The organism is Nostoc sp. 106C (assembly GCF_002154725.1).
In the GTDB taxonomy this organism is placed as follows: Bacteria; Cyanobacteriota; Cyanobacteriia; order Cyanobacteriales; family Nostocaceae; genus Aulosira.
Genome location: NZ_MTAW01000084.1, coordinates 23972 through 49386 on the forward strand (window position 1 = coordinate 23972; position 25415 = coordinate 49386).

The following is a 25415-nucleotide window of genomic DNA, read 5'->3' on the forward strand; positions in this document are numbered from 1 at the left end:
AATTTCGGTTGATATTTCCAGTTATTCCTCATCTCAAAAAAATCATCATAGCAGGGTGCTCTGAATCCCATCATCTCGACTGTTTGTGAATCACAACAAAGCGTGATTCTGTTCAAAAAGTCGATCTGACAACGTTCTTCATTCAAGGGAATTCAAAGCATGACTATTATTAACGTGACTACAGCTGCTGATAGCGGATCAGGTTCTTTACGATCTGCGATCGCCTCTGCACAAGCAGGAGACACCATCAAATTTGCCTCTAACCTTGCCAATCAAGTCATTAAACTTACCAGTGGGCAAATTAATATTACGAAGAATCTGACAATAGATGGCACAGGGGCGGCAAATTTAAAGATTAGCGGGAACAATACTGGACGAATATTTGAAGTTGAAAAACATATTGACGCAACGATCCGTAACCTCAGCATTGCTGATGGTCAGACTACTGACAGAGGAGGTGGTATCAGAGTCGTTGACTATGGCAGTCTAACGGTTGAAAACTGTCGATTCAGCAACAATCGCGGCGGTATGGGTGGAGCTATCCATATTGGCTTTAGTAGCAAAGGTACAGTAATCAACAGTAGCTTTGACAACAACGATGGGACTTTAACAAAGTCTGGCTTTAGTAGTGGCGCGATCGCCACCTATGGTTCTGGTGAATTAACTGTCAAAAATAGCCAATTCACCAATAATAAGGGAGTAAATGGTGGCGCAATTTATAGTCTGCTAGGTGGCTTGACTGTAGAAAACTCAGTCTTCCGTAATAACAGTTCCGTCGGTGGTGCTGGTGGCGCAATCTTTACTGATGGAGCTAACCCAGTAGGGCCTGGTTCTACTATCGGAGGTGTTATTGCCATCCGTGGCAGTAAATTTGAAGGAAATACAACCCAAGGAGAAGGTGGTGCGCTCTTGCTCTGGGGTTACGGTCCAGATCAAATCCTTCTGGAAAACAGCACCGTAGTTGGTAACACAGCCAAGTTCAATGATAAAGGTATTGCCCGAGGTGGTGGGTTGCGATCAAATAGCGCCCTCACAATTCGCAACGTTACTTTTGCCAACAACACCTCCGACAAACAAGGAGGAGCTTTGTGGATAGATGGAAGCTCAGCCAAGAAAATTATCAACAGTACCTTTTCCGGGAATAAGGCAATCAACGATGCAGGCGGAGCAATGATGTTGAATACCGACGACTCCACCCCTGTGGATATTGTCAATTCCACTATCGTTAACAATTCTTCTGGAAAATTAGTTGGGGGAATTTGGATAGGTGGTGCGAACAGACCCATAACCCTGACTAATTCAATTGTTGCTAACAATACATCACCGGATGCAGCAAACAAGCAAGTTGGGTATCAACTCCGAGATGGTGGTGGCAACATTGAATTTCCTGCGCCAACACGTGGCAACCGAGTTGTAGCAGGCAGTCGCATTGTTGACCCTCTCCTTGGCTCCTTACAAACTCTTGGTAATTCTTTAGTGCATCCACTTCTAGCAAATAGCCCTGCTTTCAATACTGGAAAGACAGGTACTGGTATACCCACCATTGATGAACGCGGGATGGTACGAGATGGCAAACCAGATGTTGGAGCCTTTGAAGTATCTAGCCAGTTAAGCACAACAGGTATTAACACAAGTATGTCTGGGCCAAATCTTGTGCGTGGTACTGGAGGTAATGACAACCTTCAAGGTGGTTCTGGTAGTAACATTCTTCAAGGCGGTTATGGTAACGATACCCTTAAAGGCGGTAGTAGTAACGATATTCTCCAAGGTGGTGAAGGTAACGATGTTTTAACAGGTGGTCCGGGTAGCGATAACCTCAATGGCGGTGGGGGTAATGACCGATTCGTTTATCAAAGCTTTTTAGACAAGGGCGATACTATCCAGTATTTTGATGCTGGAAAAGACTTGATTGACCTGAACAAAATTATTGACGGCAGCAAGTTTCTTAGCTCTAATCCTTTCAGGGATTATATCAAAACAGCGCAGGTTGGTTCTAATACCGTTGTGAGTGTTAACCCCAATGGAGACGCCAGCCCCAACCAATTTCAGGAATTTTTGACGCTAAAGAACTTCACCAGCAGTAATCTAACTGCCAAGAATGTCATTGTTTAGAATCAGGTTGCAATCTCTAAAAAGTAGCGCTGGTTAAATTATCGTTTTTTTGTAGTGTAGGCGTTTGTCTACGCTACAAAAAACTATCTATGCAATAGACTTGTCCAGAAATTTATCAGCTAGTCTATAGAAAGCTTTTAAAGGGTGCTTATATGTCTTCGCTCAACGTAGCACTCAGGGTTTGAGATAGTTGATGATAGTTGAGAGACAAAAAATAGGATTTTCAAATTTTGAGTGTTAACACGATTTATTATGCTATACAATCCGCAAAAGGTCTATACGGTAAATATTAGGAGTTATAAACATAAAATTTTATATTTTATCTTTACGGGAATTTAGTTTTCGGACGGATCTAATACTAATTTGTTTAAAATTGGCTGCTTATCCCCTCATACAATTTCACCCAGTCTCAACAGCTAATACCAATTTGAAAAAAGAATGCGACACATCCATCGCTAAAAACCCCTCTCAACTCTCCCCGCAGGCAAGTGGGGTATCTGTCGCAAACATTTGTTGAATCGGTATAATCTTTGAGTATGAAGCCATTACAAGCATTTTAGGCTGAGATTGACATAGGTGGGCATTGTTCCATATAAATCAATACGCTTCAGTTAACGATAGCCGTCACCCTTGAGGGTGACGGCTATCCTGTGGGAAGGCTACGTAGGCAGGCTAAAAGCCGATGTTTCACCCAATGTAAAACTGCACTCATCAGGCTTTCCAAAGGAAAAAGGGTGAAAGGAATTGAACTTCCCTTTACCCTTGCTTGGCTGCTGGCAAACTTAGTTTTACAAGCAGCCCTATTTACCCTATTACCCCATCAATTTCTCTACGTTGAATCGCTTTGCTCTCTCGTTACTTTGCCGATGCGGCTTTTGAAAGAACTTCCAATGCACCTATATCCACAACTGGACGCCCGTCACCATTTCCATCTTGTGGACGGTTTAAGCCTACCAGATCGGTATTCGGTGCGCTGCTACCACTGAAATCTTTAACTCCAAAATCAATTGCGAAGCTACCAGACCGGAGGGTAAAATTGCCTCTCGCTGGATCGCTAAATAGTGGATCTTTCCCAAGAATATTGTGAGTTAGCGAACTGGTGAATTTTGAGGAATTGTAGACTAGGTTGTAGTCGTATTGAGTGTTCTTGGCGTTATATATGTTGTTAACTATTGCATCCTTTTTGGCATACATAATGTTGTTGAACACTTTAACTTGATCGGCATCAAGCACTGTAATCTCCCCAGCTTGTCTCGTCTCAGGATACTGTGAATTTTGATACGTTGTGTTATTAACCACATCAACGTTGGCACTGCTGTATACCACGATGCCAGCACCGCCATTTTTATAAGATATGTTGTTGGCAATGAGAGTTTTGCCTCTATAGGGTTGATGAGTTGAATTGCTTTGAGTATTCATAGTATCGTCAATCTCGATACCATTACCCTCAGTAATTTTACCTGACTCTTTCCAGGGAACTAAGCTTTTATTTTCATAGACAATATTTCCCCGAATAATCATCTTGTATTGGCTGGTATTGTTGTCAGAATTCCAGTTATACAACATACCTAGGGTGTTGGCTCCCCAAGGAGTATAGAAGCAGTTCTGAAATAGAACATTATTCTCGTATGTGAGATAGTCTGATTTGATACTACTTATGCCTGCACCACCAAACTTAGAAACTTGGTTGTTGCGAACGACTATATGGTGGGAATTGGTAGTGATTTGAATTCCATTATTTGAGGTTTGGGGATTGTTGAGGTTGTTTTTTTGCTGTAGTGCATACTGCAAAGTGATATTGTCGTTGTTTCCTTCTAATTTAAAACCCTCGACTGTAATGTAAGAAGACTTAACGATTTGAATGCCCGTGGTATTGTTGACTTTGACAAAGGGTTTATGTCCAGGATAGGCTTTGATGGTAGTTGGAGTCTGTGGTGAGCCTTGTATATTTTGAATATACATCACCGCTTGGTTAGGGTTAGACCTCGTGTATGTTCCGTTCATGACATACACTGTATCGCCTGGTTTTAAGACGTATGCTGCTTTGCCCAAGGAACGAAATGCAGTACTTTCCTTCAAGCCATTATTGTTATCATTTCCAGTTCCAGAGACATAGTAAGTCTTGCCAGTAGTACTCTGAGCTATTTTTGTACTTGCATTAGCATTTGTAGGTATCAGCTTTGGTGCAGACAAATCTGCATTATCCGAATATTCAGCTTTTAACCCACTACCATTGCCAAGATTGACAGGTTGAGTTATCGCAACCGGTTGATCTAAAAACATAATTATGCGACTCCTAAGGTGTTTGAGAATTCTAGTAGCGCACTCCTGGTATGAGGCAACGGAAATCTGCAAATCACCGTTCAAAAAATATTCGCGATCGCTATAGATGCCTGGATAGTAAGTGTAAAGGCTCTCAGCCCAAAGTTTGAGCTAACTAAAGCCTTCACTGATGACGCTAAATTGGTAAATATTTTACAAACGATCTTACGTTTGTTTGTCATGCGATTGTTTGGGTGAAATCGCTTTGCTTAAACCTGACTCAGCTTACCATCCGTTTTTGTAGCACATGGTACACTTATGCCACTTTTAAATCTGTCACAATGTATAACTGATTAGAATACAACAGCCAAAGCTGTGACATAAATAAAAAGGCAAAAGATTTTGGCTCTACATCAACCTCAACATCCGCGTAGCAGGTTGGAGTAGTTCATGTAAGATGAGAATAAACAGAGAAAAGAAAGTTGAGAGCATTAATTAACTTTCTTTTCAACGCAATCACAAAGGTGTCGTAAATACTCACATATTTCTCTGTGTGTAATCGGAATTAATAGCGTACTGGTAATTCAGGTAGTACTTAACAGCCTACAGCAGGAGAGAAACTCTAAGACGTACCGGGAAAATTTACAACCACTGTCAAGTAATTACCAGAAAAATTGAGTACAAGCTTTATTGCGTAGCGATTGCAACTAGGAATATGGCAAGGGAAGTAAATCCGGCAGCCTTCTGTATGTTCCACAGAATCAGCGATGCATTGCGCTCACCTAATGGAGGTGAAATTATGTCTAAAAAATTCCATACCCGCGCTGAAGCTGGTAAGATGTTAGCCAGAGAATTGACAGCCTATGCCAACTGCAAAGATCTGTTGGTTTTAGGTTTACCTCGTGGTGGTGTGCCCGTCGCGTATGAAGTGGCAAAAATACTAGGTGCGCTATTAGATATTTGTTTAGTCAGAAAACTTGGTGTACCAGGTCATAAAGAATTAGCAATGGGTGCAATCACGTCGGGTGGAATTCGGGTATTAAATTACGATGTTGTAAGTTCGTTGGGTATCACCAGTCAGACTATTGAGCAAGTAACGGCTGATGAATTGCAGGAATTGCAGCGTCGCGATCGCGCTTATCGTGGCGATCGTCCTCCCTTAAATGTCAAAAATCGTACTGTTATTGTTGTGGATGACGGTATTGCTACTGGCTCAACTATGCGTGCTGCTATTACTATATTGCAACAGCAACAGCCCAAGCGTATTGTTGTAGCAGTTCCAATCGCACCCCCAGAAATTTGTGAACAACTAAGTGAGCAGGTAGCGGAGGTTGTGTGTCTAAAAATGCCAGAGCGAATGTATGCAGTAGGTGTCTGGTATGATGACTTCTCCCAAACTACCGATGAAGAGGTATGTCATCTACTTGCTCAACAGTTAGCTGTTAGCAGTCACAGTTAAGAATCTATTTTGTGATCAGCAACGCAGCGAAACCCTGTGAAAACCTGGCGCACGCTGGGATAATACCAGTTGCGAAAACTCGGACGTAGTACCCAAGGACGAGTTGCCCAACTACCGCCTTTTAAAACGCGATGCTTTTGGTCAAAATAAACTTGCGAGTAACCTATGTAAGGGTAACTTTGAAAACCTTGATAGCCAGCGAACCAAGAAGCCGTCCACTCCCAGACATTACCTAAAGTATCATACAAACCATAAGCACTTTGTCCCCCAGGATAAGCATCTACTGTTGTAGTTTTACCAACTAGGCGATCGCAATTATAATTTTCAATTACTGTTTTTGCTTCTACATTCTGACTAGCAGCTTTTTCCCATTCAGCTTCTGTTGGTAGCCGCTTCCCGACAAACCGTGAGTATGCTTCTGCTTCGTACCAGCTGACACCACAAACTGGGTGATTACCCCAGGTAGGATCGTCATGCCAATACAGCGGTTGTTTTACTTGCTCAGTTTGCAGCCAATTCCACCCAGCCTTTGACCACCAACGATCATCTTGATAGCCGCCTGCCTCTATGAATGCCCGATACTGCCGACAAGTTACAGGGTAGCGGTCAATCCAATAAGTGTCTAAATATACTTTATAGGCTGGGGATTCATTATCCAAAGCATCAATAGAGTTATTACCCTGTTCAAATTCACCGCCTGGGATTTGAATCATTTCTTCGAGGTGATCAGGTGAAGCTTGGCTTGCTCTGTCAGCGCGGAGTAATTTGTTGTTCGATTGAGGAACTTTTGCTAATTCCAACACCATGCTAATAATTTCGCAGTGTTGGCTTTCGTGCTGAATCAAAAAGCGCCACAGACGCTCGTTTGGTTCAACATCAGCTACTTTCAATGAATCCAAAACTTTCACCCTAACCGTATCCAAGTAATAACGGATTTCCTCTAAATCAGGTAATTGCACACGCTTTACTTTGGGTAAACCATCAGCTGCAAACAGCTGACGGTATTGGGGAAACAAGCATGGTAAGCCTGCACTACGTTCTAGCAGCCACAAAGATTCTGTGTAAGCAATATGTCCTAAGTGCCAGCCAACAGGGCTAAAATCAGGATGGGGTTGACAACAAAATGTCTGCCTATCCATACCCTCAAACAGTGCCAGAGTTTTAGTCCGACATTCAAGGAACGCAAGATTTATAGCCTCTTTGAGACTAGATTTGTTCAAATTGGATATCACAGTCTTCTCCCACACTGATGATGCTATTTTCTTGGCAAGCTGTCCAATTACCTGTAAAGAGTGGTTCGGATGCAATAATTACTGCTCCGGGAAAAGTTGGATCGTCCTGCAACCAGTAAAGAGACGGAGCAGGTGATTTTGTACTAAAACGTGAAGCTATCAGGCGATCGCCATCACTAATTACTACGTTGGCATAAACATAAGTTTGATATTCCTTTGCCCATTCTCCTAGCTGAAGTAATGTGATGTGCAAAGCCTGCTCTATACTCTTACCAGGGTTGGCTTGCAAATAATAGAGCAGCAAAGCAAAGATATGTTCCGAATCTGTACTTCCCTGGATTGATTGGTAAATTTCATCGCTGAGCCGATCGCGAATCGGTCTGTATAGCGTCTGCCGAAACTTGTCAATCCGTCCATTGTGAGTAAACAACAAACGCTGATACTTAAATGGCTGAGAATTACTAAAATCTAAGGCTTGACCTGGTGTAGCACTACGAACATAGGCTAAGATTCGTCCTGATTCGACATAGCGGCTCAAACTTGGCAGATTTTGGTCATTCCAAATCGGCAAGGTATTTTTGTAAATAAAGGGTTCGGTATCCTTTTGCGAATGATACCAACCCATACCAAAACCATCAGCGTTCACCACTCCCGAAAGCATTTCGCGAGGTTGGTAACTCTGCACAATCAACGAATGTTCAGGCGTGTACAGTAGCTTTTCTAAAGAAACAGGCGAACCAAGGTAAGCAAGTAAACGGCACATAATTAATTGGAATTTAAAATTGCTGCTCAGCTAGCAATAAACTTTAAAGCCACGCCATTCATGCAGTAGCGCTTACCAGTAGGTGCAGGACCATCGTTAAATACGTGACCCAAGTGTCCACCACAACGATGGCAATGGACTTCAACTCTAGTCATAAAGAACGACTTGTCTACAGTTGTATCTGTTGCTTCTTCGATGGGAGCGTAAAAACTGGGCCAGCCTGTACCACTGTTAAATTTAGTCTCTGAGGAAAATAGAGGTAAATCACACCCAGCACAGACGTAAGTTCCTTGAGCATATTGCTTATCGAGGGGGCTAGTACCAGCGCGTTCGGTGCCATGTTTACGCAATACATGAAACTGTTCTGGTGTCAGGGTCTTGCGCCATTCTTCTTCAGTTTTGGTGATTTCAAATTCATTCTTTGCAGTTGTCATAACTTCTGATTTCCTTGTGAAATATTGTGATAAAAATGCTGTGCCAACGATGACTGCACTAGCTTCTAAAAAATACCGCTTGTTCATTATCCAGTTGCCGATTTACCTTGCTGAATCACCAGTATGAGCGATCGCCCTGAATTAACCCTGATAGAAACATTAAAATCATCTAAGAATCATTGAGATCGGGACTATTAAAGGCTGGTTTAGGATCATCGACTGCAAAATGGAATCGTTGAGCCGGAAAATAAATGCTGTGGTAGTCGCGGATAATTAGTTCTGCTGGCAAATCCTCCTGGTTTCTTTGTCACGCTCTTTTTTAAGCTATTGCAAAACTATATTGTATCGAGAAAGCGAGGTCGTAATTCTGTCGTAATTCCCGACTCAATCTGCTAGTGATCGCTCAATTGATGAAACCAAAGAATTATACTTTTTTGGTACATGAGGATTTTGATATGTCGCCTTGGACTAGTCTCATCACTGCTTTAACACTGCTGCTGTACTCGGTCATCACAATTAATGTTGGTCGAGCCAGAGCCAAATATAAAGTACTACCTCCCCAAATGACAGGAGACGCTGATTTTGAACGCGTGCTGCGTGTTCAGCAAAATACCCTAGAGCAAATGGTTGTCTTTGTGCCTGCTTTATGGTTATTTTCTTTCTACATTAACCCTTTGTGGGGGGCAGTTATCGGTGCTATCTGGCTTGTGGGCCGAGTGGCCTACGCTTGGGGATACTATCAGGCGGCCGAAAAGCGAGCGATTGGCTTTGGCATTAGTTCTATCAGCGGTATAGTGCTACTTTTAGGTTCGCTCGTTGGTATCATCTTGTCTTTGGTGCAGCCATAAGTCATTGTTAGAAGCGATCGCTATTTTTATACCAATTCACAAACAGCCTGATACATATAGATTGTTCATAGGGGTTTAGCGTAGCTAAACCCTTATTTGCGTATTTGTGTCATTATTTACAATTTCTCATAACTTCAAAGCAAATTGCGATCGCCAAAAGCAACAGGGTGTGTGTAGAAAGCAAAGGTTACGACTCTAGCGAGAATTTGCCAAGTTAACCTCCCTTATAGCTGACGAGTTTGGAGTAAGCACTAAAGCTTTTTGGTAATTTTTGCGTAATTTTTATTTATAAAACTATTGCCTCGCTCAGATGAAAATTCATGCAATTCTTAATAGATTATTTCGCCACAATAAATTAGCTATGTTCGATAATTAGTTCCAGATGAACTAGTCAGTAAAACTCAATATATATGTTGTTAGCGACTGGACTATTAACAGCAAGTTTGCTGTTTTCGCATAGGTTCTTGACAGAAGCAACTCAGCAACAGTTATTACCAGTTGTACAGGTACAGTTACCCAAACAATCTGTTATGCCTAAAGCTGCTTTAAAAAGACTATTAACTACCGAACCAGTACAAGCTGACTGGTTTACTTCTGAGTTTTTAGAGCATGTGCCTATCTCCCAGATTCAACAAATTATCTCTAGCTTGAAACAAGGACTAGGAGATTATCAAAAAGTTCAAGAACAAGGCAAAAACTACATAGTTGTGTTTAGTCGTGGTTATGTGCCAGCGCAAATTGCTCTCGATGCCAATGGTAAAATTGCCATGCTATTCTTTCGTCCGCCTATTGCTCAAGGCAAGACTTTAGAAGAAGCGATCGCAGAATTTAAAACTTTACCTGGCAAAGTTAGTTTTTTAGTTTTAGAAGGAAAATCAGAACGAGCCGCATTAAATGCTAATACACCGCTAGCAGTTGGTTCGGCTTTTAAATTGGCAGTTCTTCAAACTCTCAAGTCTCAAATTGCTACGGGTAAGCGATCGTGGCGGGATGTTGTTGAGTTGCAACCTAGTTGGAAAAGTCTACCATCTGGGACTTTACAAACCTGGCCCGATCGCTCAATTTTAACTTTGCAAACATTATCTGCTTTGATGATTTCGCAAAGTGACAATACTGCCACCGACAGCCTGATCGATATCATTGGACGACAAGCCATTGAATCTATTACACCCCGCAACCGTCCTTTACTAACTACCCGTGAATTCTTTGTGCTCAAAAGTGCTACGAACCAAAAGTTACTTCAACGCTATCGTCATAGTAATCAAGAGCAAAGAAGAGCAATTTTACAATCATTAGCTCAACAACCTCTGCCGGATATAAGTGAATTTGAGGCTAAACCAGTCGCTTTAGATATTGAGTGGTTTTTTACTGCTCAAGAACTTTGCAGCCTAATGGAACAGGTTGCCGATTTACCGCTAATGAGTATTAATCCTGGCGTTGCCAATGCTGAAGATTGGCAAAGAGTAGCATTTAAAGGTGGCTCGGAATCAGGAGTATTGAATCTCACGACTTGGCTAAAAGCGAAGAATGGTAAGCAATATTGTGTTGCTGGCACTTGGAACAACGATGCACCTTTAGAAGAATCTCGTTTTTTGAGCATCTATGGAAGTGCGATCGCAGGTTTAAAGTAAACGATATTAACGCTCAAGGCTATGTAAAGCACCCTGAGTTTTAGTAGTTTTCGCGTTAACAGCTTTAATAAATTTTATTTATTATTTTAAAAACAAAGACTATTTGCTTTAATTATTAGTCTGGTTTTATCTTGTAAATATAAGGAATTAAACGCAAGTATTCAAAGTTTCCAGCTTGATTATGAATCAACTATGCCTATGAAATAGGATTTTAAATCACGATACAAGTATCTTTTTACCAATTACTCGCCTCTATTACAGTACAGGAATAATGCCCTATATGTATATAGCATTAGGGGTGTTTTAAATTTGTAAAAAACTTTAATTATTGATGTAGTTAAGTTGTTAGCCCATCAATAATTAAGCCAAAATATAATTGCCATGTTCAAAAAATTAGGCTCAAGAAGATGACGTCTTCAGTAAGGTGATAAGTCGTCAGATAGATTACTCTGACTTGGTTTATTCATCTAGTTTCTTATCGCAATCAAAAACAAGCAGCATCAGCTTATAGTCATAAATTAACTATAAGTTGAGGATGCATTTGTAATTGAATTGCCAATTTTAAAGCCTAATTAAACTATCCATCCCTTAACTGCCATGAAGAATATTTCTAGTGTATCTAAAGCTGTGTTAGCTTTTGCTTTTGGAATATGTATGCTGCCTATTTCCAAAACCTATGCTATTGATGCCAGGACTACGTATAATGACACAAGTATCCCAGCAGTAACTTATTATTTCACTGTTGCTGTACCTGCTTCTGGGGGAAAACCCTTGCAACAAGTGACGCTGACGCAGATCGAAGGCAGCGAAGATATTGAGTTTGATGCTAAACAGAGTAGGGCTTTTGTGGGAACAAGCGATCGCGCAGGTGAAAAACTGCCAGTTTCCTTGGTAAAAAACCCAAGTCAAGACGATTCAGTAACAATCCAGTTCGCGCAGCCCTTACCATCAGGTAAAACTGTAACAATAGCTCTCAAGGCGTACAGTAATCCTACTTGGGATGGTGTTTATTTATTTGATCTCAAGGCTGCTCCTGCAAATCAGAGTACAGAAAGTCAACCTCTTGGTATAGCTCGCTTACAATTTTATTCAAACGACTAAGAGATTGATTTGAAAATAGAAATATACAAATCTCACCAAAAGATTTGTAATAGTTTTAAAGTACACCCTTAACAAGGTGTACTTTTTTATATTTATAGGCTATTTTAGTAATTTTTTATAAGCTTGCTATCTATAAATATGTATGCAATAATCTAAAATTGATTTTATAAACTACGGTTTCTCAATCGGCTTAAAGTACTTTGTTTGCGAATTTAATATGGAAAGTCAGTCATGTCTGCTTTCTATACTCTCCAAGCATTGATACTACGCAGATTTAAGGCTAAAAATTCAAGTAGAATTATGACATTAGCAACTACCTTTGTTGAACAAAATACTATTCGTCGTCGGGGTACTGGCTTAAAAGCATATAATCCTGAAAAAGTTTACTCTGGGTACACGCTTTTTACACCACTTACTGGTAAAGGTGAAGTCTACTTAATTAATTTAGAAGGTAAAGTAGTACATCAATGGCAACTACCATATCTTCCAGGTTTATATGGCTATCTTTTACCTAATGGCAACCTCTTCTATAACGGCAAAACAGTAGAGATTCCACCGCGTTTCCCTGTCTGGTCCTTATTTAAAGGTGGGGTAGTTTTAGAAGTAGATCCACAAGGTAAAATTGTATGGGAATATCATCATCCAGACCATCATCATGATGGTCGTCGGTTGCGTAATGGCAACACAATTTTACTAGCTTTAGAAAAGATACCAAAATCTTTAGTTTCTCAAATCAAAGGTGGTGTAGCTGGGACAGAAGTAGATGGTGATATCTATGCTGATGTCATTCATGAAGTAACTCCAGAGGGTGAAATAATTTGGAGTTGGCACGCTTACGAATATCTTGATCCAGAAAAATATGTAATTACAAAACAAGACCAACGCCATGAATGGACACATGGCAACACAGTTGGAGAGCTTGCTGATGGTAATATTGTATTGAGTTTCCGTAATATCTCAACAGTAGTAATTGTTGAACGTGAGACTGGAAAAATTATCTGGGAACTAGGAGATGATGTTCTTGCTCAACAACACTTTCCTAATGAATTACCTAACGGCAATTTGCTAATTTTTGATAATGGTGCTCATCGGCAGAATGTAGCTTTGAATTTCTCCCGCGTTATTGAAGTGAATAGACAAACCAAGGAGATAGTTTGGGAATACGTTGATAACCCACCACATAACTTTTTCAGTTCTTACATTTCGGGAGCACAACGCTTACCGAATGGTAATACCTTAATTACCGAGGGTGCTTTTGGACGAATTTTTGAAGTAACAGCAACAGGGGAACTTGTTTGGGAATATATTAATCCCTACTTTGCGCCTCAAAATGCTCCTGGAGAATCAGCACTAGTAGCCAAGGGAGAACAAAATTCGGTCTTTCGTGCTTTTCGTTATGCGCCTGAAGAAATACCTTGGCTGAGTTAATTATTAATAAGATTCAAGTGTCAAGGATGAAAAGTGACAAAGTACTAATACTCAGTTCCTTTCTTTTGTTAAATTATAGAGGTAAGATATGGCAGAAATTACAATTTATAGTGCGGTTGTTTGCCCCTATGCTCATAGGTCGCGTTTAGTACTTTTAGAAAAAGGTATTGATTTTGACCTAGTTGAAATTGATTTACAGAATAAGCCAGCTAATTTTACAGATATTTCACCTTATAGCAAAGTGCCAGTGATTAAACATGGCAATGAGCGAGTTTGGGAATCGGCAATTATTAATGAATATCTGGATGAGATTTTTCCTGAACCTTTATTATTACCAAAAGATGCTATTAGTAGGGCACAGGCAAGAATTTGGATCGATTTTGCAAATACTCGATTTGTTCCGGCTTTCTCTACTTTGCTGCGTTCTCAAGACCCCCAAACGCAAAAACAAGCTGCACAAGAACTGGAAGCTCATTTGCGATTTATTGAAAATGAAGGGTTGGGAAAACTATCAGGTAATGGTCCCTATTGGTTTGGCGAAGCTATCAGTTTAGTTGACTTGACATTCTATCCGTGGTTTGAACGTTGGTCTGCAATTGAGCATTATCGAGGTTTTAAATTATCTACAGAATTCACTAGAATACAACAATGGTGGGATGCGGTAAGTAAACGAGAAGTTGTAAAAGCGATCGCAAATTCAAAAGAGTTTTATATAGAACGCTATGCGAGATTTGCTGCACTTCCAACGAAGAAAGTCAGCGAAGAATTAAGTTCAGCTGGACAAGTGACTCCCGAACAATTACAACAAGCAGCAAAGCAAGGATTTAAGTCAGTACTAAATCTGCGTTCTCCTAACGAACAAGGTTTTTTAAATGATGAACAGCAGCAGGCTCAAGCCGCAGGATTAAATTATGCTAATATCCCGATAAATCCCTCAAAAGCAAATCAAGAATTGATAGAAAAAGCCATTTGGGAAATAGATAATTTACCTAAACCAGTATTAATTCATTGTGCAGCGGGTGCAAGAGCAACAGCTATTGCTTTAATTGCTGATGCTAGTCAACAAAAACTTACACCAGAGGAAATTAAACTCAAAGCACAGGAACTTGGTTTAAATTTAGATCAGCCTCATTTAAAACAATTCTTGCAACAAGAAGAATCTAAGTGAGGATTTTAGTCCTCATCTTGAAGAGTAAAAATAAGATTCTCGGCTTCTTCAATAAGTCGGGAATCTATGTTTTTCAATTAGAATTTATAAAAGTACACTGAATATTAATAGCCAGCCTTTTTATCTACGACATTTCGCAGGGGTTGGTCGTTATAATAGCGTGTAAAATTATCGAGAAAAAGTGCGATCGCTCGCTCTTTAGATTTGGGAGAATGACCGGAACAGTGGGGAGTAATAAAAATATTCGGTTGAGTCCATAAGGGACTTTCTGGTGGTAGCGGTTCTGTAAACACTGTGTCTAAAGCTGCACCAGCAATTTCACCATCTTGTAAAGCTTTTAATAGTGCAGGTTCATCAACAATTGCTCCACGCGCAATATTTATCAGATAAGCATCGGGACGCATAAGGCTAAAGACTTCTGCGTCAATTATGCCTTTAGTTTCTTTAGTAAGAGGTGTGGCAATAACTACATAATGAGCTTCACTCAGAAGTGCTTTCCATTCATTTGCACCCACCACTTTATCAAAGTTGGGTAATGGTTGTGGATTACGGCGACTACCATAAATCTTTAAACCAAAAGCTTTAGCACGCTTCGCAATTTCTTGTCCAATTCCACCTGCACCAATAATTAATAATGTTTTATCTTGCAATTCTTCATTTCTAAAACCTCTTTGCCAACTCTTCTGAGCTTGTAACTCATACAATTTCGGAAAATTCTTGGCATAAAATAAAATATAAGCAATCACAAATTCGGCAATAGGAATAGCATGAAGCCCCGCGCCGTTAGTTAGGATGATATCACGTTCTAAATATTGTGGTGTCAGAATGTTATTTATACCTGCATTTGTTGCTTGATGCCAACGCAATTTAGGAGCTGATTCTAAAACTTTCTGTAAAGTTGTAGGTTTAATATAATAAAGCCAACTAAAATATACTTCGGCATCTGTAGCATCACCATCTATATTGCCATCAACATCTGCTCGAACAAATTGTGTATCGTTAGGTAGATGCGGTTTAATTTCATCAGCAACTTCTATTGGTAGAATTAGCTTCATACTCTCTTACTCCATTTAGATTTGAGTTGAATTCTTTCTATTTGAGTGAGAAATTTGCTACTAATACTAATATGCCTGTATTATCTCAAAGCATTATGTACCGCAAGTATTAATAACGTTTTCATACAATTCAAATTTTTGAGAATCAATAGTAGATTACTTAATAGTTTTTTACTGTTGAGCGATTTCCAACAAGCGAACGAGGAGGTATAAGTAGGTCGGCGTGAATATTTATCGTTGGGATGAGGCAGGAGGCAGAAGGCAGGAGGCAGGAGGGAAGAGGGTTTAAGCCTATTTGATTTTTCAAAACATAGTTTTGTTTTTTCACAATGTTCTACTTATACAGCAAAATTCAAGGATCGGAATTGAGAAGTAAAACTTGGTATAAAGCAAGTTTTGAGACTATAGTTACTACTTACCCAGCTACAGTTCATCAGCTCGCAGGAGTATGTAACCATGTTTGTGTAGCAACATCCCAGCGAGAGTCAAGCCAACGCTGTTGTGTTTCATCCCAGTGTAATAATGTAGCCAAATCCACCATTGCGATCGCAATCTCAATGTTTTTTTCTGCCGCCAGCGGTCCTGAATCTGCGAAACTGAGCACTTGGTCAAAGATCTCCACGATCCACCCTTGATAAACTTGACCATTTGTTAGTTTGAAATAGTGTTTTGTGCCTAACTCGCTGAATTCTTCCAGGATAGCTTTTGGGTTTTTCATTAATCTTATTCGTTCATCAGTCGCAACCTTTTGTTAACTTGGTATTTTACATCTTTTACTGTTTTGCCTGCGTCACAATCCAATCATTCAATTTAAAATCAGACTGAGCTAATTTCTGTGAGACTAAAAACTTCTTTGTGCCTTCTAAAAGTTGCACTCCTTGATCTGGTAAAGGTTCTACAGGAAATTGTGTAATGGGGAAAGAAGCCTTCACCACATCAAGAGGATATCCCGATACATCAGCATGAAATTTGTAGTAAGCTTCTGAGTTCGCTTGAATATCTTTGACAGATGCTTGTTTTATCTGATTCCACTTTTGCGGAAAATTGGGATGTTTCGCCAAGAAAGCTTCTGTGGCAACAGTTACGCTGGTTCCTCGTAAGTGTGGGTGTTTAACTGCTTCATCCAATACTGGATAGCCTTTTGATTGTAACAGCGGCCCTGTACCAGTGGATGCAGCGATCGCAGCTACATCTCCCCGTTCTAATGCGGCTTGGGCTTCACTCGGTAACAGGTGAATTACACTAACGCGATCGCTAATCCCAGACTCTTGCAACAATCCAATTAAATAGCGATGCATATAGGAACCTTTGGAAGTCGCTACCTTCTGTCCTTTGAGTTCTGCTATCGAACGCGGGCCGTTTTTCTTTGCTAGTAACCAAGCATTCGTTCCTACTTGTTCTTGACCAATCAGACGCGTAGGAAGTCCCTTGGCTTTACCTACCAGTGCAGGTGTATCACCGTAAATACCCACATCCACCTCCCCTGCTACCAAAGCTTCATTGAGGTTAGGGCCGTTGGGAAAATTCAGTGTCTTAATTTCGGTAATCCCTATTTGTTGCAATTCTGGCAAAAGTTTACCTTGATGCATTGCCCACCCAGCTGGCCCGGTGGGTGTTTTAACTTTCCCATTACTAATAAAACCCAAACGCAAGGTAGTAGTCTTAGCCGCGGCTGTGGTTGTGGGATTGGGTACAGCTTGGGAAACACTCTGACGGGAACTGCAAGCAGTAGTCACAAGCAGCAGACAAGATACGGCCAGAGTTGACAATTTAGGCAAAGAAGGAATGGAAGTAGGCATGGTAAACAAAGCGCAAAGATACAGAAAACGCAGAGGAGACAACAAAAAATTTATGTTATTTCATGTCCGTTCAAATAGCGAACCCGTTCGCGTAGCGTCTCCGGTAGGAGAAGGGTACGAAGTGAAGCAATCACAAGGACTCTGCAATTGCTACCCTACCGGAAGCCCTTCGGGTTCGGGGGTGACGCTCCTGCGTCGCTAACGCAATCGACGGGAAGCGGAGCCGCTGCATTGGACGGGTTCCCACAGGGTAGCAAGTGGCATCCAAGACTGCGACCCCCTCACCACTTCGTGTCTACGTTTCACTTCGTTGCCCTCGCTGCGGACATATTAAGGGCAATTTGCCGGACATCATATTATTTCAGCTGCTTGAGTATTTGATGGGTGGAATCTTCTTTCGCTAACGAAGTGCGATCGCGTCCCCAACCGACATTTTTGCGGTAGCTACCCAGAAGTTCAGCCTTTTTGAGTAATTCTTCATCCACTGAATCTAGTGGATCGACTTGTGGTGCTACATACAAAGCGTCCACCGGACAATACAATTCGCACATGAAACAGGTTTGACAATCACTTTGCCTAGCAATAGTAGGCGGTGCATCAGCTACTTTGTCAAAGACGTTTGTTGGGCAAACGTTAACGCAAATATTACATTGAATGCACCGCGACGCACTAACTAACTCAATCATGTCAAACAATTTTAGATTTTTGATTTTGCGGAAAGTTGCCAGGAGGGTTTCCCTCCGTAGCAAACTTTCCAAGACAGATTTTGGATTGACCTCACAGATTTTTCTGAAGGCTCATACCATCAAGGAATTGTTGGTCAATTTTGAATCAGAAATATTTAGATTGATAAATGAGGCTCGTTGTTGAATAACTCTAATCTTTCTCTGTGAAACATCATCAGGAAGATACACTTACCAATTCTCTCTTCGTCCCTAATCCCTCACTTCTCACCCAAACTCGATCCAAACCACCACTAACTAAATAATGTTGCTGGTTAGTATCCATCTCTGGATAATCCAGATGTTTGTGCATACCGCGACTTTCTTTCCGTTCTAGGGCACTGCTGTACATCCATCTAGCTGTAGCTACCATTGCCGCTGCTTCTCGCACCTGAAGAATTTGAGAATCTCCAGCTTGACTACTACGAATCTCTTTCCAGAGGCGATCTAATCTCTGCAATGATTCAGTCAAACCTTGTTCGTTACGGAAATAATTGCGATCGTAGGGAAAAACTTCCGCCTGTGTTGCTTTGATAACTTCTTCAGCTTTAATCTGGTGTTTACTTGCGTTTGTCAATCCTGCTTCACCAACTGCTTCTACAGGGCGTTGTGTACCCCACTCTCCCAAATTCCGGGCGTACTCAGCCGCAGATTTGCCTGCCCAGTAACCAGAAGATATCGCCCAAGCTGCATTGTGGCTACCACCACCAGTAAACCCACCACAAATTAATTCCCTGGTAGCAGCATCACCAGCTGCATAAAGCCCTGGAACTGATGCGGCGCACGTAGAATCAACGATCCTAATACCACCTGTACCGCGTACTGTTCCTTCTAAACGCAAGGTAACGGCGAAGCGCTGCCTAAAGGGATTGATACCTGCGCGATCGAAGGGTAAGAAGAAATTAGGCTGTGCCTTGCGCATCTGTGCCTGCATATCTTCAGTAGCTTGATCTAAGATGGCATAGACTGGTTGTATCAAGAGGGTTTGAGCAATAACTGAACGTCCTCGTTGCGAACCTGCACCTGGTATAGGTGTGCCGTCTTCGTATGTAAAAGTTGCCCAATTGTAAAACAGAGTCTTGGTGACTGAGGAAAAAGCGGGAGAGATGCCATATGCGTTAGAAAACTCCATCCCTGACATCTCGGCACCCGCTTCTGCTGCCATGAGGTATCCATCTCCAGTCAAGACATTGCAACCTAGTGCTTTACTCAAAAAAGCACACCCACCAGTTGCAATGATTACTGAGTTGGCACGTACAACCCATTGCTTGCCAGTCTGACGGTTAACTCCCGTTGCCCCAGCAACTGCGCCTTCTGCGTCTACTAATAGTTGCAAAGCAGGACTATTATCTAAAATTGTTACTCCTACCCGTTTAATTTGCTTCCGCATCAGGCGCATATATTCAGGTCCCTGTAGACTGCGCCGATAGGGTTTTCCTTCTTCATCAACAGGAAAAGGATAACCCCATTCTGCTAATAGGTTGACGTTGGTATATGTCTGATTTAATACCTCCTGCATCCAATCACGGTTGGATAGAAATCCTCCCAAAGCTTCCCGACTGGACATTGCAGCTTCTCTCGCTTCCGGATTCGGTGGTACATACCACACACCATTACCCGATGCTGCTGCACAGCCACTCGTACCACAGTAGCCTTTATCAACCAAAACAACTCTTATACCACTAGATGCCGCACTCCAAGCAGCCCAAGTACCAGCCGGGCCACCACCAATCACGAGAACATCTGTCTGTAAATTAGGATCGACATCAATATCGATAGTAGATGAATTCTGCGATCGCCAATGGTAACTACTCATTGAATTCTTCGCCTCAATATTTAAACTTATGTACTACAGAAAAACTTGGATAATAACGCAATGAATAAACAAACTTTTAACTGCAATGATGGAAATCAGAACAGTTTATCAATGCATATTTTTGTTGTACTAGGATTTACAATACCACAAACTACGGTTTATCGCTCAAGTTATAGTATTTTTACTAAAATAAGCCTTGCATAATTTTTTCGGAAAATCAAGGGAAGTTTTTATAAAACTTAAAATTCATCATAAAAGACTTGCTTCGTCAGCATTAATATGTATATATTTCCGGCTAAATCAGCGTATTTTATTTAAATTTCGACTTTTATGGCAATTTTGCTATATAGCTTTAGTAATGACATGTATGATTAAATTTATAAATTTCTACAAAAAAAATATCTACCACACACAGATGGAAAAAATTACTTTAGTGTTTTGGTGGGCATTGCCCACCCTACAAAGCCTTCAAGTTGCCAAAAACATGATTAATTAGGGTGCTGGATTGGGATAACGTGTATGAACTGCATCTAATTCTGCTAAAATCTCTGGGTTAAGAACTACATTCACACTGTCGATATTTTCCTGTAGTTGTTGTAATGATGTAGCACCAATAATTGTGCTAGTGACAAACCATTTACTGCGAACAAAAGCCAAAGCTAATTGAGTAGGCTGCAAATTATGTTTTTGAGCAATTTCTACATAGGCTGCTACAGCTTCATTCACATTCTGTTTTAAATAACGTTGACCAAAGCCTTGAAATAAACTTAATCTTGTATTCTCTGGTTTTTTATCTTCTATGTACTTTCCAGTTAACAAACCAAATCCTAGAGGGCTGTAAGCAAGTAACCCAACATTTGTATAGTGAGAAACTTCTGCTAAAGCTGAATCAAATACGCGATTTAGCAAATTATAAGCATTTTGAATTGAAATAACTTTGGGTAATCCTAGCTTTTTGGCAACATGAACAAACTTAGTGACGCCCCAGGGCGTTTCATTACTCAAACCCAAATAGCGAATTTTACCAGCTTTGATGACATCTGCAAAGGCTGCTAATTGTTCAGAAATCGCTACTGTTTCCCGTTCCAACTCTGGTTTATACTCTGTCTGCCCAAAGGTGGGAACATAGCGATCGGGCCAATGAATTTGGTACAAATCAATATAATCTGTTTGCAATCGCTTGAGACTATCATCTACCGCCTGCTTAATGTTATCACGGTCTATTTTAATATTTCCTTCCCGTAGCCAATTAATTGGGCGACCCGGACCAGCAATTTTTGTAGCAACTATCAGTTGATCTCGCTGCTGTTTTTTTAACCATTCACCAATGTAAGCCTCTGTTTTTCCTTGGGTTTCACCACGCGGCGGTACTGGGTACATCTCCGCAGTATCAATAAAATTAACTCCTTGTGCGATCGCATAATCTAACTGTTGATGGGCCTCTTCAATGTTGTTTTGTTGCCCATAAGTCATGGTTCCTAGACAAATTTCAGAAACCTTTAAGTCACTGTCGCCGAGTTGGTTGTATTTCATAGTTTTGGAATTAATTTTCTTAGTTACTCTTGGTAAATTTTCAAGTAACGAAACGCTAAACCTTAATAAAACTCATAAAATCTATCGATTTAGCGGAGTTAATACCTAAAAATGGTATATTACCAGATATTAATCACCAAAACAAGTTGATCTTTCATATTTAAATTTATATATATTGTGTAGCCAAAAATACTCAGTCTCTACAGTTTTTCTGGAATAGTAGTATCTAGTAAGATAAAAGTACTAAAATTCGACCGAATTACCGGAGTATATATAAGGTGATTCAGTCACTACCGTAGTTTAACTTTCTCTTGCATCATTTCTTGCCTAGAAAGGTGTTAGAGAAGAAACTAGCTCAAAAATAACAATGACATTGCAAACTTGAAATTTTTACCTGTTTACCCATAAAAACTTTCAAGCATTTTTACAGTCCTGATGTCCTCTACTTAGTGGGTGCAGAAGTACAGAAGATTTGTACTAGCTCACACTGGGTATTCTACCAAAATGAAAATAATTTTGAGAATTTATTGCTGTATGACATCAGTATTCTCATAAAAGCAATATCTAGTTATTTCTTTTGAGCTATTAGAAGCGCAACTCGCTTTCTAGCAACTACGTAAAAACCTTGTTTTGTGTGAGGAAATTGAAACCAGTGCCTAGAGTTTTTTGGAATTATTTGCTAGCAATCCCAACCTTGTGGAGTGGAGTTTTAGTATTATCTTCAGTAGCAAGTGCAGTTGAAGTTCAGAAATCAACCACATCAACAGTGCAAGTATCGGCGCAGGGACAAGCAAACAAGGAGAACAACAAAGAAACGACTCCTCCAATCTCCGTTTCTGATACCTTAGAGCAAGTCAACTCTGTATCTCAACTGTCTGATGTTCAGCCTACAGATTGGGCATTTCAGGCTTTACAGTCACTAGTTGAGCGTTATGGTTGCATTGCAGGATACCCAGATGGCACATTTAAAGGCAACCGTGCCTTGACTCGTTATGAATTTGCCGCAGGTTTGAATGCTTGCTTAAATCGAGTCAACGAACTACTTGCTACTAGTACTGCTGATTTAGCCACTAAGGAAGACTTGGTTACCCTACAAAGACTCCAAGAACAATTCTCAGCGGAATTAGCAACATTGCGGGGTAGAGTCGATAGCTTAGAGACACGGACTGCACAAGTTGAGGCACATCAGTTTTCAACGACAACTAAACTTACAGGTGAAGTTGAGACCGTTGTTGGAGGAATTCTGGCAGGTAATAACGTCATCACTAAGCAACCCGCCCCCCAAAACATCACATTTCAAGACCGAGTTCGCCTAATATTAAACACCAGTTTTAACGGCACCGATCAGCTGCGGACGACACTGAGTGCTGGAAATATAGCCTCTTTAGGAGGAACAAGAAGTGGATTATTAGGAACCCCTGACGGGAGAACTTCTGATAATGCCAGTCCTGCTTTTGCAAGCAATCAGATTTATGTCTCTGGACTTCGCTATCGGTTTCGCGCTACGAAAAATACCCAAGTTAACATTTTTGCCCAGTCAGATGGAGCTTTTGAAATCGGCCTAACCGGTCCCATTAACCCATATTTTGAAGGGTCTGCTGCTAATGCGATTTCACGATACGCACGACGCAATATGGTCTATGACTATGGAGACAGCGGTCCTGGAATTGCCGTACTCCAGAAATTGAGTGACCAGTTCGACTTAGGATTAGCCTACACCGCTATTAATGGTGACAATCCCACACCTAATAATGGCTTATTTACAGGTAGATATGTAGCTCTAGGACAGTTATCATACTCCTCCCCTAATAAGAATTTCCGCCTGGCTCTAACTTATGCCAATACCTATAGCCCACCGAACACAACGGGTCAAACTGGAACAAATTTCGGTCCAGTAATCGGGAGTAACCTGGCAAATAGTACCGTAGCTGGAACCGGAACCGTAGGAAATCTTTATGGTATACAAGCGTTCTATAGAGTTAGTCCAAAGTTTGCAGTCAATGGATGGGTAGGTTATTCAGCACACCGCTATCTGGGGCGTGGAGATGGCCAGGTCTGGGACTGGGCGGTAGGATTAGCATTCCCCGATCTGTTTAAAGAAGGTAGTTTAGGCGGCATTTTCGTGGGTATGGAGCCGAAACTCACTGGTCTGAGTCCGAATGTTAATTTGGGTGCAGGTGCTGGTAGGGTAGACAAAGATACTTCCCTACACATTGAAGGATTTTACCAATATAAACTCAACGACAATATTGCGATTACACCAGGAGTAATATGGATCACTGCACCAGACTTTGATGCAAGTAACCCTGATACTGTAATTGGTTGGCTTCGTACCACCTTTAGGTTTTAACTATAAAAAACTAGCTCTTTAGTTTCTAGCCATTCTGGTAGCTAGAAACTAAAGATTACTGGCCAGAGAAAAAAGTTTTTTCATAGATGATATTCCTGCCTTATTAGCAAATCTTATTTGCTCGCTTTATTCCAAAATTCAAGTTGCAATTTCTGTTTTTATAGGAAATACCAAACTAACCTGAGAAATCTGATGTGTATTAATGCTATTAGAGAGGAGAAAATTAATGAAGACTTCATTTTTTGTGCAATTTATTACTGAATTTAAAAAAAAATTCCTTTCTCAAATTATCTATAAAAACAGGCTCTTCTCATTTATACCTTTTCCTGTTGCTGGGGCTTTCCTTACTGGATTATGTCTCAGTTTATTATTTGCAGCTTGCACAGCCAATAATACCAACAACACTAATGTTAGCTCTGCTAATAATTCCAACCAAACTAAGGCATCAGTAGTTAAGTTTGGTTATCAAAAATCGGCAATTCTGCTCAAGAGTAAAGGCGTTTTAGAAAAGCGTTTGCAACCTCAAGGTGTCTCTGTAGATTGGATAGAATTTCCAGCCGGGCCGCAGCTTTTAGAAGCTATGAATGTCGGTAGTATTGACTTTGGGCATACCGGAGAATCACCGCCAATTTTTGCCCAAGCTGCGGGAGCCTCATTAACTTACATTGCTGGAATCGCTCCTAGCCCCGCGGGTCAAGCTATTCTTGTTCCTTCAGATTCTCCTATTAAAACAGTGAGTGATTTGAAAGGCAAAAAAGTCGCTTTTCAAAAAGGCTCTAGTGCTCACTATATGCTATTGCAAGTTTTAGAAAAATTTGGCTTGCAATATAGTGATATTCAACCAATTTATCTACCACCTGCTGATGCGCGTGCTGCATTAGTTAAAGGTAGTTTAGATGCTTGGGTAATTTGGGACCCATTTTATGCAGCAGCGCAAAAAGCTATTAATGCTCATGTTTTGATAGATGGTACAGAAATTAATAAACAGGGAGGATATTACTTAGCTAGCCGTAAGTTTGCTACCGAGAATCCAGAAACGATTAAGGCGATATTAGAAGAAATTAAAACCCTAGAAGAATGGTCTGACAAACATCGAGATGAAGTAGCAGCTAAACTCTCGCCAGTGTTAGGTATTGATTTAGAAACGATGAAAACAGCCACAAAAAGAAGAAAATTCGGAGTTGTGCCAATTGATAGTAATTTGATTGCTTTACAACAGAAAGTTGCAGACAAATTTTATGAATTAAAATTAATTCCTAAACAAATTGACGTGAAAGAAGCAATGCTATCACCAGAGCAATATGCCGCTTTTTCTCCAAAAAATTAGGCATAGATCATAGATATAGTAATCTTATTTGATTTGGGAAGATTTGCTATATCTAGATAGCCATCGAAAATTCTTCTTTGATGTGTGGAATACTAGGTATTGTGAGTAATGCCACCCTACAATAATAAAGATTTTTCACATATTATTTAGGTTTCCTATAGAAGGATAAGAGTTAGGCGATCGCGCTTTTTAAAATAGCAATAAATGCCTGCGTGACTGTCAAAAGCAAAAACAGCCAGCGCCAGTTAATTTTCAGTAGTATAATCCCAGATTTCATTCCAAATCCAATTGAGTTTGCCCTCTTTTTCTGGTGATGAGTGTCTCAAATTATGTTTGACTCAAAGCTTTTACTAGTTGTAAGTCACTTACTTTAGT

At 40.6% G+C, this 25415-nt stretch carries 18 protein-coding genes and 2 pseudogenes; 10 read left to right on the forward strand and 10 right to left on the reverse strand.

Features of this window, described 5'->3' with window-relative positions:
* Window positions 1–159 precede the first annotated feature (159 nt).
* On the forward strand, window positions 160–2112 hold the full coding sequence (locus tag BV375_RS09025; RefSeq protein WP_086759573.1) for a choice-of-anchor Q domain-containing protein: 1953 nt from the start codon (window positions 160–162) through the stop codon (window positions 2110–2112).
* Between the two features lie 855 nt (window positions 2113–2967).
* Here BV375_RS09025 and BV375_RS09030 read toward each other — a convergent pair.
* Complete coding sequence (locus BV375_RS09030) at window positions 2968–4395, reverse strand: right-handed parallel beta-helix repeat-containing protein (RefSeq protein WP_086759575.1); 1428 nt, start codon at window positions 4393–4395, stop codon at window positions 2968–2970.
* Window positions 4396–5173: 778 nt separating this feature from the next.
* On the opposite strand from BV375_RS09030, the gene BV375_RS09035 reads away from it, so the two are divergent.
* The gene (locus BV375_RS09035) at window positions 5174–5833 is read left to right on the forward strand and encodes a phosphoribosyltransferase (RefSeq protein ID WP_086759691.1); all 660 of its coding nucleotides are present in this window, start codon (window positions 5174–5176) and stop codon (window positions 5831–5833) included.
* Here the strand turns inward: BV375_RS09035 and egtB are convergent.
* Genes egtB through msrB form a run of 3 tightly spaced genes read right to left on the reverse strand, consistent with a single transcriptional unit; the run spans window position 5830 to window position 8349 of the window.
* On the reverse strand, window positions 5830–7065 hold the full coding sequence (egtB, locus tag BV375_RS09040; RefSeq protein ID WP_086759577.1) for an ergothioneine biosynthesis protein EgtB: 1236 nt from the start codon (window positions 7063–7065) through the stop codon (window positions 5830–5832). The genes BV375_RS09035 and egtB overlap by 4 nt on opposite strands.
* Window positions 7040–7828 (reverse strand): ergothioneine biosynthesis protein EgtC, encoded by a 789-nt coding sequence (gene egtC / locus BV375_RS09045; protein WP_086759580.1) that lies wholly within the window; start codon window positions 7826–7828, stop codon window positions 7040–7042. Before egtC ends, egtB begins: the two co-directional genes overlap by 26 nt.
* Window positions 7829–7854: 26 nt before the next feature.
* Window positions 7855–8349, reverse strand: a complete 495-nt coding sequence (msrB, locus tag BV375_RS09050) for a peptide-methionine (R)-S-oxide reductase MsrB (protein WP_086759583.1) — start codon at window positions 8347–8349, stop codon at window positions 7855–7857.
* A gap of 368 nt (window positions 8350–8717) precedes the next feature.
* Between msrB and BV375_RS09055 the strand changes: the two genes are divergently transcribed.
* The 6 genes and pseudogenes from BV375_RS09055 to BV375_RS37535 form a co-directional block, all read left to right on the forward strand.
* Entirely contained in the window at window positions 8718–9110 is a 393-nt protein-coding gene (locus tag BV375_RS09055; RefSeq protein WP_086759692.1) for an MAPEG family protein, read from the forward strand.
* 410 nt (window positions 9111–9520) lie between these two features.
* Window positions 9521–10741: a serine hydrolase gene (locus BV375_RS09060; RefSeq protein WP_086759585.1), complete on the forward strand. Its 1221-nt coding sequence runs from the start codon at window positions 9521–9523 to the stop codon at window positions 10739–10741.
* A 597-nt stretch (window positions 10742–11338) separates the two neighbouring features.
* Window positions 11339–11842, forward strand: coding sequence for a DUF2808 domain-containing protein (locus tag BV375_RS09065; protein WP_086759587.1), 504 nt, complete (start codon window positions 11339–11341; stop codon window positions 11840–11842).
* A 300-nt stretch (window positions 11843–12142) separates the two neighbouring features.
* Window positions 12143–13270 carry an aryl-sulfate sulfotransferase gene (locus tag BV375_RS09070; RefSeq protein ID WP_086759590.1) on the forward strand — a complete coding sequence of 376 codons (1128 nt, stop codon included), beginning with the start codon at window positions 12143–12145 and terminating at the stop codon, window positions 13268–13270.
* Between the two features lie 88 nt (window positions 13271–13358).
* Window positions 13359–14006, forward strand: a pseudogene (locus tag BV375_RS09075) (glutathione S-transferase family protein); the annotation flags it as partial.
* Between the two features lie 27 nt (window positions 14007–14033).
* A pseudogene (locus tag BV375_RS37535) lies at window positions 14034–14438 on the forward strand (sulfur transferase domain-containing protein); the annotation flags it as partial.
* A 104-nt stretch (window positions 14439–14542) separates the two neighbouring features.
* Here the strand turns inward: BV375_RS37535 and BV375_RS09080 are convergent.
* The 6 genes from BV375_RS09080 to BV375_RS09105 form a co-directional block, all read right to left on the reverse strand.
* Complete coding sequence (locus tag BV375_RS09080; protein ID WP_086759593.1) at window positions 14543–15493, reverse strand: D-2-hydroxyacid dehydrogenase; 951 nt, start codon at window positions 15491–15493, stop codon at window positions 14543–14545.
* A gap of 433 nt (window positions 15494–15926) precedes the next feature.
* Complete coding sequence (locus tag BV375_RS09085) at window positions 15927–16211, reverse strand: hypothetical protein (RefSeq protein ID WP_086759597.1); 285 nt, start codon at window positions 16209–16211, stop codon at window positions 15927–15929.
* 55 nt (window positions 16212–16266) lie between these two features.
* Entirely contained in the window at window positions 16267–17292 is a 1026-nt protein-coding gene (locus tag BV375_RS09090; protein ID WP_086759599.1) for an ABC transporter substrate-binding protein, read from the reverse strand.
* A gap of 356 nt (window positions 17293–17648) precedes the next feature.
* Window positions 17649–17978 carry a ferredoxin family protein gene (locus BV375_RS09095; RefSeq protein ID WP_086759601.1) on the reverse strand — a complete coding sequence of 110 codons (330 nt, stop codon included), beginning with the start codon at window positions 17976–17978 and terminating at the stop codon, window positions 17649–17651.
* 214 nt (window positions 17979–18192) lie between these two features.
* Entirely contained in the window at window positions 18193–19830 is a 1638-nt protein-coding gene (locus BV375_RS09100) for an FAD-binding protein (RefSeq protein ID WP_086759603.1), read from the reverse strand.
* Between the two features lie 492 nt (window positions 19831–20322).
* Window positions 20323–21363, reverse strand: a complete 1041-nt coding sequence (locus BV375_RS09105) for an NADP(H)-dependent aldo-keto reductase (protein ID WP_086759605.1) — start codon at window positions 21361–21363, stop codon at window positions 20323–20325.
* A 652-nt stretch (window positions 21364–22015) separates the two neighbouring features.
* On the opposite strand from BV375_RS09105, the gene BV375_RS09110 reads away from it, so the two are divergent.
* Window positions 22016–23713, forward strand: coding sequence for an iron uptake porin (locus tag BV375_RS09110; protein WP_086759607.1), 1698 nt, complete (start codon window positions 22016–22018; stop codon window positions 23711–23713).
* A 226-nt stretch (window positions 23714–23939) separates the two neighbouring features.
* Entirely contained in the window at window positions 23940–25040 is a 1101-nt protein-coding gene (locus BV375_RS09115) for a sulfonate ABC transporter substrate-binding protein (protein ID WP_086759609.1), read from the forward strand.
* The last annotated feature ends 375 nt before the right edge of the window (window positions 25041–25415 follow it).